At 64.5% G+C, this 13785-nt stretch carries 15 protein-coding genes; all 15 read left to right on the forward strand.

Annotated features, from left to right (window positions below):
• Positions 1-587: alpha/beta hydrolase (locus AC1DJT_RS24500; protein ID WP_476835049.1), on the forward strand; the 587-nt coding region annotated here is incomplete at its 5' end.
• 85 nt (positions 588-672) lie between these two features.
• Positions 673-2226 (forward strand): ABC transporter substrate-binding protein, encoded by a 1554-nt coding sequence (locus AC1DJT_RS24505; RefSeq protein ID WP_476768474.1) that lies wholly within the window; start codon positions 673-675, stop codon positions 2224-2226.
• Positions 2227-2239: 13 nt separating this feature from the next.
• Complete coding sequence (locus AC1DJT_RS24510) at positions 2240-3379, forward strand: C45 family autoproteolytic acyltransferase/hydolase (protein WP_441504480.1); 1140 nt, start codon at positions 2240-2242, stop codon at positions 3377-3379.
• Positions 3380-3403: 24 nt separating this feature from the next.
• Entirely contained in the window at positions 3404-4954 is a 1551-nt protein-coding gene (locus tag AC1DJT_RS24515; protein WP_476768473.1) for an ABC transporter substrate-binding protein, read from the forward strand.
• A gap of 81 nt (positions 4955-5035) precedes the next feature.
• Positions 5036-5863 carry a carbon-nitrogen hydrolase family protein gene (locus AC1DJT_RS24520; RefSeq protein ID WP_476835050.1) on the forward strand — a complete coding sequence of 276 codons (828 nt, stop codon included), beginning with the start codon at positions 5036-5038 and terminating at the stop codon, positions 5861-5863.
• 7 nt (positions 5864-5870) lie between these two features.
• A complete protein-coding gene (locus tag AC1DJT_RS24525; protein WP_441504482.1) occupies positions 5871-6596 on the forward strand; it encodes an HpcH/HpaI aldolase family protein in 726 nt (241 codons plus the stop codon).
• Between the two features lie 353 nt (positions 6597-6949).
• On the forward strand, positions 6950-7642 hold the full coding sequence (locus AC1DJT_RS24530; RefSeq protein ID WP_441488097.1) for an MtnX-like HAD-IB family phosphatase: 693 nt from the start codon (positions 6950-6952) through the stop codon (positions 7640-7642).
• Positions 7635-9089, forward strand: coding sequence for an aspartate aminotransferase family protein (locus tag AC1DJT_RS24535; protein WP_476835051.1), 1455 nt, complete (start codon positions 7635-7637; stop codon positions 9087-9089). Before AC1DJT_RS24530 ends, AC1DJT_RS24535 begins: the two co-directional genes overlap by 8 nt.
• 17 nt (positions 9090-9106) lie before the next feature.
• Positions 9107-10030 carry an arginase family protein gene (locus AC1DJT_RS24540; protein ID WP_476768470.1) on the forward strand — a complete coding sequence of 308 codons (924 nt, stop codon included), beginning with the start codon at positions 9107-9109 and terminating at the stop codon, positions 10028-10030.
• Entirely contained in the window at positions 10027-10380 is a 354-nt protein-coding gene (locus tag AC1DJT_RS24545; RefSeq protein ID WP_476835052.1) for an EamA family transporter, read from the forward strand. Before AC1DJT_RS24540 ends, AC1DJT_RS24545 begins: the two co-directional genes overlap by 4 nt.
• 13 nt (positions 10381-10393) lie before the next feature.
• Complete coding sequence (locus AC1DJT_RS24550) at positions 10394-11248, forward strand: alpha/beta hydrolase (RefSeq protein WP_476768469.1); 855 nt, start codon at positions 10394-10396, stop codon at positions 11246-11248.
• The gene (locus AC1DJT_RS24555; RefSeq protein ID WP_441504483.1) at positions 11245-12432 is read left to right on the forward strand and encodes a GNAT family N-acetyltransferase; all 1188 of its coding nucleotides are present in this window, start codon (positions 11245-11247) and stop codon (positions 12430-12432) included. Before AC1DJT_RS24550 ends, AC1DJT_RS24555 begins: the two co-directional genes overlap by 4 nt.
• The gene (locus AC1DJT_RS24560) at positions 12429-12845 is read left to right on the forward strand and encodes an EamA family transporter (RefSeq protein ID WP_476835053.1); all 417 of its coding nucleotides are present in this window, start codon (positions 12429-12431) and stop codon (positions 12843-12845) included. Before AC1DJT_RS24555 ends, AC1DJT_RS24560 begins: the two co-directional genes overlap by 4 nt.
• Complete coding sequence (locus tag AC1DJT_RS24565) at positions 12832-13263, forward strand: DUF2147 domain-containing protein (protein ID WP_476768467.1); 432 nt, start codon at positions 12832-12834, stop codon at positions 13261-13263. Before AC1DJT_RS24560 ends, AC1DJT_RS24565 begins: the two co-directional genes overlap by 14 nt.
• 54 nt (positions 13264-13317) lie before the next feature.
• A partial coding sequence (locus AC1DJT_RS24570) for a hypothetical protein (RefSeq protein WP_476835054.1) occupies positions 13318-13785 on the forward strand: 468 nt, incomplete at its 3' end.

Here is a 13785-nt window from a genome sequence, read left to right on the forward strand (position 1 = left end):
TCGGGGAGCCGGGTGACACGCATAACTACAAGCGCATCCTCTATCGCGGCATCCGTTACGACCTCCTGGTCCTGGCGATGATCGAGGAGATCGGCGAACTCTATCGCCTCGACGCCGAGAAGGTGCTGATGCACGGCTTCTCCGGCGGCGGGCAGTTCGTGCACCGCTTCTTCTATCTGCACCCGGAGCGACTGCTGGGGGTTTCGATCGGCGCTCCCGGCGTCGTGACGCTGCCGAACCCGGACAAGCCGTGGTGGCTCGGGACAGGCGATCTGAAGAGCATCTTCGGACGTGAACTTGATCTGTCCGAGATGCGGAAGGTCGCGGTCCAGATGGTCATCGGCGGCGATGACATCGAGACCTGGGACGTCACCGTCGCTCCCAGTTCCTCGAACTGGATGGAGGGCATCAACGAGACCGGCGTGACGCGGGTCGATCGCCTGCGCTCGCTGGAGCGCGCCTTCCTGAGCCTCGATATCCCGGTGCGCTTCGATGTCGTGCCCGGCGTCGAGCATATCGGACATCTCGTGCACCCCCCGGTGAAGGAGTTCTTCGCCAGCGCGCTTGCCCAACGGCAAAACCTCTAGCGGGGGCAGGGCGCGGCGATCTGCCAGCCATTTGGGCGGTGACACCGGAAAACCGGGCGCCGCTCGTGAACGAAAGGGAGAGATCATGAAGGTTGCATGGCTTGCGGCCCTGGCCGCGCTCGCCTGCCCGATGCAGGCGCTCGCTCAGGTCCCGAAGCAGGGTGGCGAGCTGCGCATCGCGCTCTCCACCGATATCACGAGCAGCGAGCCGGGTGTTCGGCGCAGCGGCGACAGCGACACCATCCTCCATCATGTGCTCGAGGCTCTGGTCGCCTATCGCGAAGACCTGACCATCGCGCCGTTGCTGGCCGAGTCCTACACGGTCGGCGATGGCGGCCGCAGCTACAGCTTCACCCTGCGCGACGGCATCACCTTCCATAACGGTGCGCCGATGTCCTCGGCGGACGTGAAATGGAGCTGGGACCGAATGCTGGACCCGGCGACGAAATGGCAGTGCCGGGGTTGGTATGACGGTTCGCAGGACGCGAAGATCGAGGCGATCGAGACGCCCGATGCCCGCACGGTGGTCTTCAGGCTCGCCGCGCCGTCGGCGCTCTTCCTGCACTATGTCGCCAATGTCCAATGCCTGACCGGCATCCTGCACAAGGATTCGGTMGGGCCGAACGGCGAGTGGCGTCAGCCGGTCGGCACGGGCCCCTTCACCTTCGCCGAGTGGCGCAAGAACTCGTTCATCCTCCTCAAGAAATTTGCCGGCTACCGACCGCGTTCCGAGCCGATGAGCGGCTATGCCGGCGCGCGCCTCGCCCATGTCGATCAGGTGCGCTGGATGGTGGTGCCCGACGATGCCACGCGCAGGACGGCCTTGCGGGCAGGCCAGATCGACTGGATCGTCACCGATGTTTCGGATGTGGTCGAGCTGAGGGCGGCCAAGGGCGTCAGGGTCTCGACCGCACAGGGGCTGAGCTGGAACGTGCTGCTCGTCCAGACACGCGATCCGCTCTTCGCCGATATTCGCGTCAGACGCGCGCTAGCCCATGCTATCGATCTCAAGACGCTGGTGGAAACCAGGACGGACGGGCTCGGCAAGCCCAATCCCTCGGCCATCCCGGACTCGAGTTCGGCCCACACGGCCGTCCACGGCAAGGGTTATGCCTACGACCCCGATCTCGCCCGCAGGCTGCTGAAGGAGGCCGGATATGACGGGCGGCCGATCAAGCTGCAGACGTCGCAGAAGCTCGCCCATCTCTACGATACCGCCATCATTCTCCAGTCGATGCTCAAGCAGGCGGGCTTCAATGTCGATCTCGAGGTGCTGGAATGGGCAACCCAGCTCGACCGCTACAGCAAGGGCAATTTCCAGCTTCAGTCCTTCCGCTTCACGGCACGGCTCGAACCTTCGCTGAACTACAAGACGATCGTCGGCTCCAAGGATGTCGATCCTGACAACCAGTGGGAGGACCCGCATGCGATCGCGCTGCTGTCCTCGTCGACGGCGGAGCTCGATCCCGGCCGACGCCAGGCGATCTTCGACGAACTGCACCTGCGCATGATCGACCAGGCACCGATCGTCAGCCTCTACAACACCCCCCTCGTCGAAGCCTCGAGCGACCGCGTCGACGGCATCGGCGTCACCGGCTTCGGCAAGATGCGCGCCTGGGGCGTGTGGATCACCCGTTAGCAGGAGCAAGCCAATGACGACCTCGCCCTTTCCCTTCGTCTCCATCTCCGGTGCCCCGCGCGAGCGCGGCCGGCAATATGGCGAGGCCGCCAGGGAGCGCGTGCGCCGGAGCGTCGGGCTCTATGGCGACCAGCTCGCGGAGTTCGGCTACTCGGCCGCGGCCCAGTCCGAACTGATCACGGCGTTCGCGGGCGAGATCGAGGCCTTCGGAGCCCATTACATCGAGGAGATGCGCGGGATAGCCGAAGGGGCTGGCGTCACGCTCGAAGACATCGTGATAGTCAATGCCAGGACCGAGGTCATCGCCAAGGCCCGCATCGAACGGAGCAGGCCGCAGCGGGAACAAGACGAAGCCGATGATGGCTGCACCGGTCTCGTGGTCATGCCGGAGCGCAGCCTGTCGGGGCGGCTGATCCACGCCCAGAACTGGGACTGGCGCGCCGAATGCGCGGAGACGGCGATCGTGCTGCGGGTGCGCCCCGATAACGGCCCGGATTTCCTGACCTTCGTCGAGGCCGGGGGGCTTGCCCGTTCCGGCATGAATGCGGCTGGGCTCGCCATCACCGCCAATTATCTCGACAGCGACCGCGACTATCGCCAGCAGGGGGTGCCGCTTGCCTTGATCCGCCGCAAGGTGCTCGAGCAATCCCATCTCGCTTTCGCGATCAGGGCCGTCGCGACGACGCAGAAGACCTGCTCGAACAACATGATCCTGTCGAGCGCAGAGGGGTTTGCGGTCAATTACGAATGCGCCCCGGACGAGGCTTTCGCGATCTATCCGAGCGACGGGCTGATCGTGCACGCCAATCACTGGGTCAGTCCCATTGCGCTCGGCAAGCTCAGGGATACCGGTCTCATCAACGTGCCGGACAGCGTCTACCGCGACTGGCGTGTGCGCCGATTGCTGGATCAGAGCGGTGGCACCCTGTCCGCCGCCGAGGTTAAGGCTGCGCTCTTCGACGATTTCGCCACGCCCTACAGCGTCTGCCGGCCACCGCGGCCCGGCCTGCGCGACGCTCACCTCTCGGCGACCGTCGCGATGGTGGTGATGGAGCCGGCGAGCGGCGTGATGGAGGTGGCTGCTCTTCCCGCCCTCGATCGCCGCTTCACCCAATACAGCCTCGCCGACGAGCCGAAGATGCTCGCGGCCTGACATTTCTATCCACGGGAGGAATGAATGAGAATGCGTTTCACGGCACTCGCATTGATGATGGGTGCTGCCTGTTTTCAGGCGTCGACGGCTGAGGCCGACACTCTGCGCGTGCGTCTCAATGCCGATATCCGGAGCGTCAATCCCGGGGTGAACCGGGACGACACGACGGATGGCGTGGTGCTTCACATGGTCGAGGGCCTCGTCGGCTACTCCGCCAACGGCACCCCGAAGCCGCTGCTCGCAGACAGCATCGAGGTGTCTCCGGATGGGCTGACCTATACGCTCAGGCTGCGCAAGGGCGTGAAGTTCCACGATGGCACGACGCTGACATCCGCGGATGTCGTCTGGAACTGGCAGCGCTACATGGACCCGAAGACGGGCTGGCTCTGCACGGGAGAGTACAACGGATCGGACATACTCAAGGTCGAGATCGCCGCTCCCGATGCGGACACCGTCGTCTTCACCCTGAACCGGCCGAGTTCTGTCTTTCTCGCGGGCATCGCGCGGAACCAGTGCGGGCAGACTGCGATCATCGCCCGCTCGTCCTTCAACCCTGACGGCTCGTTCAAGGCGCCGGTCGGGACCGGGCCATTCAAGTTCGGGGAATGGAAGCGCGGTGAATATGTCCGCCTTGACAGGTTCGACGGCTATACCGATCGCGGCGGCGAGCCGGATGGTTATGTCGGGGGCAAGCGCGCGCTCGTCGATACCGTCAATTTCATGGTGATCCCCGACAACGCCACGGCCAAGGCCGCGCTGCTGCGTGGCAATATCGACATCCTGCCTTCGCTGGCGGCAGCCGATATTCCAGAGCTGAAGGCGCGGCCGGAGATCAAGGTCTCGTCCTCGCCGACCATGATGCTCAACACGATCCTGCTGCAGACCCGCGATCCGCTGCTGGCCAACGTCAAGATGCGTCAGGCCATCGCCGCCGCGATCGACACGCGCGAACTCGTCAAGGCCGTATCGGAGGGGCTGGGGCAACCAAACGCTTCGGTCGTCCCGACGGAATCGCGCTTCGACTCGAAGGAGCAGGCCCGCCTCCATAGCTATGACCCGGCCAAGGCTGCCCGCCTGCTGAAGGAGGCGGGTTATGCCGGCCAGCCGATCGTGCTGATGGCGAACAAGAACGAGCGCGACACTTATGAGAGCGCTGTCATCGCCCAGGCGATGCTGCAATCGGCCGGAATCAACGCGACGCTCGAGGTGCTGGAATGGGCGACGCAGCTCGATCGTTACAGCAAGGGCAACTACCAGATGCAGTCCTTCTCCTATTCGGCCCGCTATGACCCCGCCCTGGCCTATGGCGCGGTGATGGGCTCGAAAGACAAGCGGCCGAACCGGATCTGGGACGATCCGCAGGCGGAGGAACTCCTGCGCGATATCCTGGCGTCGACCAAGGATGGCGAACGTCAGGCCCTGTTCGACAAGCTCCATGCTCTCTTCATCGAGCAGGCGCCGTTTCTGATGCTCTATAACGGTGTCGAAGTCGCCGCGGCGCGCTCGAGCGTCCAGGGCTATGCCGCGACCATCATGCCGAAGCCGAGACTCTGGGCCGTCAGCCTCAAGAAGTGACCGATGGGCGCGCAGGCAAACCGCCCTCCAGCGGGCCGCCTGCGCTGTCGTCCGCCAGGTGTCCCCAACAAGCGAGACATGATGAAAGTCGCGTTGATCCAGATGAATGCCGGCCAGGACAAGGCCGCCAATATCGCCATCGCACAGCGCCTGATCGAACAGGCCTGCCGAGAAGAGAAACCCGATCTCGTCATGCTGCCGGAGTGCTTCACGCTCTATGGCGGCGATGCCGACGCCCAGCGCGCCGCGGCCGAGCCGTGCCCGGGCGGCGAAGCCTATGCCATGCTGCGAGAGGCTGCCGCCCGCCACGCCGTCTACATCCATGGCGGCTCGTTGAACGAGCGTGACGGAGACCGCATCTTCAACACCAGTCTCGTCTTCGACCGCATGGGGCGCGAGGTCGCCCGCTATCGCAAGATCCACCTCTTCGCGATCACCGCGCCGGATGGCACGGTCTATGACGAAGGCAAGATCTACGGCGCGGGATCCGAGCTGGTGACCTTCGATCTCGACGGCGTCACTGTCGGCTGCACGATCTGCTATGATCTGCGTTTCCCCGAATTGTTTCGCGCGCTTGTCGACGCTGGCGCCCGCATGATCGCGGTGCCGGCAGCCTTTACCCTGCACACCGGCAAGGAGCATTGGGAGCCGCTGCTGCGGGCCCGTGCCATCGAGAGCCAGTGCTTCATTCTCGCGCCCGGGCAGGAGGGGCCCTTCGAGGAAGATGGGCAGATACTCTACAATTACGGGCACTCGCTCATCGCCGAACCATGGGGCGCGGTCATCGCCAAGCGCGCCCTGGGCGAAGGCATCGTTGCAGCTCGGCTGGATCTTGCCGCGATCGATCTCGCCCGCACGCGCATCCCGCTGGCGCGCCACCGCCGTCTGCCCTTTGCCTCTGTCAGGTGAGCATCCGATGACGCGGAAACAGCCCAAGATCGGCTGCTGGCTTGCAGCGCCCGACGTGGTCTTCGTCGAAATCGCGGCGGACCTGGCATTCGATACGCTCGTTCTCGATGTCGAGCACGGGACGCTGTCGCTTGGGGATCTCGACAAGCTCATTCCACTTGCTCGCGCCCTGAAGCTCGAAGTTCTGGTCAAGGTTGCCGGGCCGCAGGCCGAGCCGATCCAGCAGGCGCTCGATTTCGGCGCGAATGGCGTCGTGATCCCGCATGTCGGTTCGGTGGCGCATGCAACGGCAATCTGCCGTTCGGCGAAATACCCGATGCTGGGAACCCGGAGTTATGCCGGAGCCCGCAGCGTCCGCTATGGCGCGCCGTCCGCCAGCTATTTCGAGGACGATAACCGCGAAACCGCCTGTTACCCGATGGTCGAGACGGCCGAGGCGCTTGCCGATGTCGAAGCCATTCTCGCCCTGCCGACCGTGGATGGCGTTTTCGTTGGCCCCTCGGACCTTTCGCTGACGCGGGGGAGAGGTCGCTATCGCTTCAGTGATGCCGACAGGGGCGATATCGGCCGGATCGCTTCAGCCTGCGCTGCAGCGGAAAAGCCCTGGATCATGCCGGCATGGTCCGCAGCAGAACGAGCCTTCGCCGGGGAACACGGCGCGTCACTCCTGGTGGTCGCGGAGCAGCAGGCAGCGATGGCCAGCGGGCTCCAGATGGCGCGCACTGCCGTGTAACGATGCGCGGCCTCGTGCGCCTGACCACTGGGCGGTTCCGGGCTTGCAGAGATGTCGGCCTCCCCCGCGCTGACGGGGCAATGACCTCCTCCGCCAGACGGACCTCTCGGCTTCTCATGTGAAGAAAGCGGGCAACGCCGCGTCGTTGCGGCGCTGCATGAGGTCGCCGCCATCGGCCTCCCTGTCCGATGAGCCGACGCACGGTTTGGCTCCAATTTTTGATGGAAGCTCCGCGAATGGGGGGCGGACGGCGCAGACAATTCGTCCGAATTTGTAGCAATATCAATTGATTGCGAGATGGCACAGCGCTTGCGCTACCGGCATTCACCGAGAGCTACAAATGAGCGCCGAGCATGCTGTGGCAGGCCATCGTCGATTTCGACGGAACGATAACGTGTGAAGACACGACCGACCAGATCCTGGCCCGTTTCGCGGAACCGGGCTGGGAGGCTATCGAGGACGACTGGGTTTCCGGCCGGATCGGCTCCCGCGAATGCATGGCCAGGCAGGTCGAATTGCTGCGCGTGCTGCCGGCCGTGCTCGACGGCTTCACCGAGACGATTGCGATCGATAGCGGCTTCAGCGCCTTCGTCGCACTCTGCCGGCGGCACGATATCCCGGTTACGGTCGTCTCCGACGGCCTTGACCGCACGATCCGCGCGGTGCTGGGCCGGATCGGGCTCGGCGCACTGCCCGTCATCGCCAATCACCTCGCTGCGGTCGGCGGCGAGCGCTGGCAGTTGACGTCGCCGCATGCCGCACTATCCGGCGATTGCGCGAGCGGCACCTGCAAATGTCGAGTGGCCGACGGCTTCGGACGACCGCTGACCCTGCTCGTCGGTGACGGCCGCTCGGATTTCTGTCTCGCCGGCCAGGCGGATCTCGTCTTCGCCAAGAAAAGCCTCATCGGGCATTGCCACGACAACGCTCTGCCTCATCACCCCTTCTCCGATTTTTCCGAGGCCGTCGGCCTGCTGGAAGAACTGCTGGCCAGCCCGGTGACGAGCGGAGCCCAGAACCAACTCAAGGATATGATCGATGGATGACGGATACGCCTTGCTTGAGCCGGCTTCCCCGGTACTGGCTGGTCTGCAATCCCGGCCGACGAGCCTCCATGCCGAGGAGGAGGCGCGCCTGCTCGCCCTCGAAGCGGAATACTGCTCCCATGGCGACACGGTCCATTACACGCAGTTCCCGAAGATCTTCTCGGGCTGCGACGGCTCCTACATGTTCGATGCCGAGGGCAATCGCTTCCTCGATCTGCAGATGTGGTATTCGGCGGTCAATTTCGGCTACGCCAATCCGCGCCTGAACGCGGCGCTGAAGCGCCAGATCGACACTCTGCCGCAAGTTGCGAGCCAGTATCTCCACCGCGAGAAGATCGAACTCGCCGCGATGATCGCCCGTGATGCGCAGGCGAAATTCGGCAGCAAGGGCCGGGTGCATTTCAATGTCGGCGGCGCACAGGCGGTCGAGGATTCACTGAAGCTCGTGCGCAATGCGAGCAACGGCAAGAGCCTGATGTTCGCCTTCGAGGGCGGCTATCACGGCCGCACGCTCGGTGCCTCCGCCATCACCTCGTCCTACCGTTACCGCCGGCGCTTCGGCCATTTCGGCGAGCGGGCCCAGTTCGTGCCGTTTCCCTACCATTTCCGCGCGCCCAAGGGCATGAGCAAGGAAGAATACGGCGTGCATTGCGTGAAGCAGTTCGCGCGCCTGTTCGAGAGCGAGTATAACGGCGTCTGGGATCCCAAGGCCGGCCAGTCGGAATATGCGGCCTTCTATGTCGAGCCGCTTCAGGGCACCGGCGGCTACGTCATTCCGCCTCCGAATTTCTTCATCGAGCTGAAGAAGGTCCTCGATCAGCACGGCATCCTGCTCGTCGTCGACGAGATCCAGATGGGCTTCTACCGGACCGGAAAGCTGTGGTCGATCGAGCATTTCGGCGTGCAGCCGGATGTGATCGTCTTCGGCAAGGCGGTCACCAACGGGCTGAACCCGCTCTCCGGCATCTGGGCCAAGGAAGAGCTGATCAACCCCACCATCTTCCCGCCAGGTTCGACCCACTCGACCTTCAACGCGAACCCGCTCGGCACCGCCGTCGCGCTCGAGGCGATGAAGATGATGGAGGAGGACGACTACGAGACCATGGTGATGGWGAAGGGGGCCTATTTCCTCGAAGGCTTCCAGGAACTGAAGCGCCGGCACCGGATCGTTGGCGACGTCGATGGTCTCGGCATGGCGCTGCGCATCGAGATCTGCGAGCCGCATGACAGCTACACCCCGTCGAAGCGGTTGGTCGACCTGATGTGCGACGAAGGCATGAAGGCCGATCTGGTGGTCGACGGCCAGCGCTACGGGCTCGTCCTCGACATTGGCGGCTACCACAAGAACGTCATTACACTGGCTCCGGCGCTGACAATGACCCACGCGGAGATCGATCTGGCGCTCGCGCTGCTCGATCAGTTGTTCACGCGCGTCGCCAGGGTTTGAAAACGGCGAGGTCGGACGTGCAGTTGCGTGTGATCGACCTCGACGGCAGTGCGGCGGTTCAGGAGCCGCTGCACCGGCGCATCGATGCGGGAGCCGCCACCCGCATCGATGCGACCGATCTTGGAAGCGCATTGCGTATCGTCGCAAGCAGGCGGGCGCTGAGCCTGCTGCACGAGCGACTGCGCGCGAAACCCATGCGCGAAGGCGAGGCTTCCGTGACATTCTACGGATCAGGCGACTTCCATCATCTGACGGCCGGCCTGCTTGCGCAGACCGGTCGGCCGCTGACGGTCGTGCATTTCGACAATCACCCCGACTGGGTGCGGTTTCCGGCGACCGTGAATTGCGGCGCCTGGGTCAACCGCGCCCTCGAACTCGAACACGTCAAACGGGTCGTGACGATCGGCCCGTGCAGCAGCGACCTGGTCAGGCCGGAATGGCAATTCGCCAATCTGGACGCGGTCTCCGACGGGCGGATTGAACTCTACCCATGGCGGCATGCGCCCTCTCGCGTCTGGCGCCGCTATCGTGATGGACGCGGGCACACGCAGAAGGCCGGGGCACTGCACTGGCGCAATCTCGCGAATGAGAACTGGGGCGACTTCCTCGATGAGCTGATCCGCAACCTGCCGACCCGTCGGATCTGGTTGACGATTGACAAGGATGTTCTTGGCCCGGGCGATGCCGCGACCAACTGGGATCAGGGCGAGCTGCCGCTCGAGAATCTGCTGCTTGCGATCGAACGGCTGGCGGAGCAGTGCGAGATCGTCGGCGTCGATATCTGCGGCGACTATTCCGAGCCACGCTTCGCCGATCCGTTCCGGGCGACGCTCGCCTATTTCGATCATCCGCCGCGACGCCCGGTCACGGACGCCGAGCTGGCGGTCAATGCGCGCGTGAACGGTGTCTTGCTGGATTGCTTCGACCGGGTGCTGCCATGACGCTCGTGCTCTGGTTCGCCTTGTCGGTGATCTGCGATGTCGCAGGCCAGCTCTGCTTCAAGCTTGGGGCTGATCGTTTGCCCGACGTACACGGACGGGCGCTCGTCCTGGCCGCGCTGCGGGACAGCTGGATCTGTTGKGGAATCCTGATCTACCTCGTCGAGGTCGTGGTTTGGTTGCGGATTCTTGCCGAAGTGCCGCTTTCGATCGCGTTCCCGATCGCCAGCCTGAATTTCCTTGGCGTCACGCTTGCCAGCGCCGTGTTCCTCAAGGAGCGCGTCGTGCGTCGGCAATGGCTCGGCGCCTGTCTCATCACTCTTGGCGTCGTCATCGTCGCCCGCACCGCCTGAGGGATTCGTTTCCGTGGCAGCAAAAGACAACAGCCTTCGCTTCGCCGGTGGCCGGACCGGGTTCCTCCTGATCCATGGCCTGGGGGGCACGCCAGTCGAGCTGCGGCTCGTCGCGCGCGCGCTGGCGCGGGCCGGTCACACCGTTCATTGCCCCCGGTTGGCGGGGCATTGCGGCAGCGAGGGCGATCTCCTGGCGACGGGCTGGCGCGACTGGACAGCCAGCGTAGAAGCCGAGCTCGCACGGATGAAGCTGATTTGCGACACGGTCATCGTCGGGGGACTGTCGATGGGGGCGGTAATGGCGATGCATATCGCGGCACGCCACCGCGACGACGTACAGGGGCTTGCCCTCTACGCCCCGACGCTCTGGTATGATGGTTGGTCGATCCCCTGGTACAGCTTTCTGCTGAAGCTGCTGATCAACACGCCCATGGGCCGCCGCTATCGCTTTGTCGAGCGCGAGCCCTATGGCGTCAAGGATGAGCGCACCCGCGCGATGATCGTGGGGGCGATGGGCGGCGGGGACAGCTCGCAGGCCGGCCTCCTGGGCACGCCCGCGGGCTCGCTTCAGCAGATGTGGGCGCTGATCAAGGACACGCGCCGCCGGATGGGCGAGATCACCTGTCCCGCGCTCGTCGTGCAGGCGCGCGAGGACGACATCTCCGGTCTCTCCAATGCGGCCTATATCCAGCGGCGCCTTGGCGGAATCGTCGATACCGTCGTGCTGAATGACAGCTATCATCTCGTGACCATCGACCAGCAGCGCGATGTCGTGATCGACCGCTCGCTTGCCCTGGCGGCGCGGCTGTCCGTTCCAGACAAGGTCCGACGGGAGCCGGCGAGCCTCTGCGCCGTTGCGGCGGAATGAACGCGCCGCGCGCCCGCATCGTCGAACGGATCGCCGAGATTGCGCCCGAGGCGTGGGATCGCTGCTGCCCCGGCGAAGCCGAAAACCATGCCTATTACAGCGCCTGTGAGCAGGCGCTGGCCGGAAGCGGCAGCGGGATCGCCATGGGCGCGGCCTGTGTCGAGGATGCCCTTGGCGTCAGTGCCATCGCGCCGTTCTTCCTGTTCACCTATCGGCTTGATACGCCATTTCAGGGTGGGCTCCGGCGCTTCGGAGATGCGGTGTTCAGGCTGGCGCCGCGTCTCGTCTGCCTCAAGGTGCTCTGTGTCGGCTCGCCCTATGCCGAACGCTGTCATGCCTGCGTGCGCAATGGGCTTGAATCGGATCAATCCGCGTCCGCATTCGCCGCGCTGGGCGAAATTCTCGACCAGCACGCCCGAAGCGTGGGGGCCGATGTCGTGGCCTGGAAGGATGTTGCCGCGCAGGGTGCGTCGGATCTGCGTGATGCGCTGCTGTCGCGGGGATTTGCTGGTGTCGGCAGCCTGCCGTTCGCGGTCCTCGATCTGCCCTTCGCTGGCGAGGCGGACTATCTCGCCTCGCTCTCGGCTGCCACGCGCAAGGATATCCGGCGCAAGCTGGCGAAGGCCGGCGAGATCCGGGTCGAGATGCGGCATGGGCTCGAGGGTATCGAGAGCGAGATCGCCGAGCTCTACGAGTCGACGCGGGCCGAGAGCGACCTCGACTACGGTGATCTGGAGGTGCTCCCCCCGGGTTACTTCAAGGCTGTCTCGGCGGCGCTCGGCGAGCGCGCCGTCTTTGCTCTCTATTGGGTGGGCCAGACGCTCGCCGCCTTCAATCTGCTGCTGATCGAGAATGACAGGGTGATCGATAAGTTCCTCGGCATGCGCTACCCGCTCGCCCGTCAGCACAACCTCTATGTGGTGAGCTGGATGACGAATGTTCGTTTCTGTCTCGAACGCGGCATCGCCCGGCTGCAGACCGGCCAGACAGCCTATGCGTCGAAACTGCGCTTCGGCAGCCGGCTGGTGCCTTCAACGGTCTTCTTCAGGCACCGGAATGCCGCGCTGCAATGGGCCCTGAAATCGGCCAGTCCCTGGTTCGCCTTCGACAGGTTCGATCCGGACCTGCGGGCGCTGCCCCGGACACCGGCAAGGGAGCAGGCGGCAAGGGAGCAGGCGGCATGAGCACGATCGAGACCTCGCGGCAGCCCGTGCCATGGCGCCAGCTTTGGATCTGGACGGTCTTCATTGCGCTCGATACCGCGACCCAGCTTGCCTTCAAATGGGGGGCGGACGGGCTCGCCGACATGGATTTCGGGCTGCAGATGATGATCAGGGCATCGACGCTGCCGGGCGTCTGGCTGGCGGCGCTCGGCTATGCCGCAACGTTCATCGTGTGGATGCTGATCCTGCGTGACATGCCGCTCAGCCGCGCCTTTCCGATGACCGGGCTCGCCTATGTCACGGTGCCTCTGCTCGCCTGGCTTGCGCTCGGCGAACGGATCGATGYCGTTCAAGCCGGTGGCATCGCCCTGATCGTCGCCGGCGTCATTGCTTTGGGTTGGGAGGATGAGGAGGATGGCGATGGCCAGACTTAGCGCTAGAATGCTTGTTCTCGCCGCATTGGTGGCGATGCCGTCGCTGCATGCCGCCGCTGCGGACCCGATGAGCGAGGTCGTCGGGCGCTGGCGCGATTCCGATGGCGAGTCCGAGATTGCGATCGCGCGCTGCGGGCAGGCGCTCTGCGGCAAGATCGTCTGGCTCAAGCAGGAGCGGGTCGATCGATCAAACCCCGACAGCAATTTGCGCGGGCGCTCGCTGCTCGGTGTCCAGGTCCTGACTGGCTTCAGGCCTGAGGGTACGGCGGGGCTGCTTGCAGGGGAGGGGTATAATCCGGAGGATGGTCGCACTTACAAGACCACGATCAGCTTGCAGTCACAGAGGACACTCGTCGTAAAGGGGTGCGTGCTGGGTGGTTTTATCTGCGATGACGACACCTGGACGAGGCGACCCTGAGCGGACGTCCTGCTTGGGCAGAACGCAGCCTTCCATTGTCCTGGAGACGGCTTGATGCCAATTCGCAAGACGTCGCTGCGGTTGAGGCTTGTGATCGGCTTCCTGCTCGTCAGCGTCCCGGCGATGCTGACCTCTGCCTATGTCGCGGCWCGGCTGATCTCCTCCGCCTTTGAGGCGAATGTCGAGCAATGGCTCGGCGAGACCTCGCGCTTCTTCATGCTCGAGGTGACCGAAGCGACTCAGGAGGCGCAGCGCGTCTCCAGCGTCATCGGCCACCGCCTGGAGACTTCGGTCCATGGCGATCTTCGCCGCCCCAAGGCCATCGAGCGGGAGTTCGCGCTGCTCAGTTCGGTCGGCTATGACCTGATCGCGATCTATGACGATCGGCGCGAAATGCTGTTCAACTCGCGCGACTTCACGTCCTCGGCTGTCCTGCCCACCGAAACGAGCCAGGGCATCTTCAAGATCACGACCGGGGATGAAAAGCACCTCATGGCCGGCGCCGTGCAGAGCGTCCAGGTC

This window comes from Allobosea sp. 05T422_2 (genome assembly GCF_056396265.1).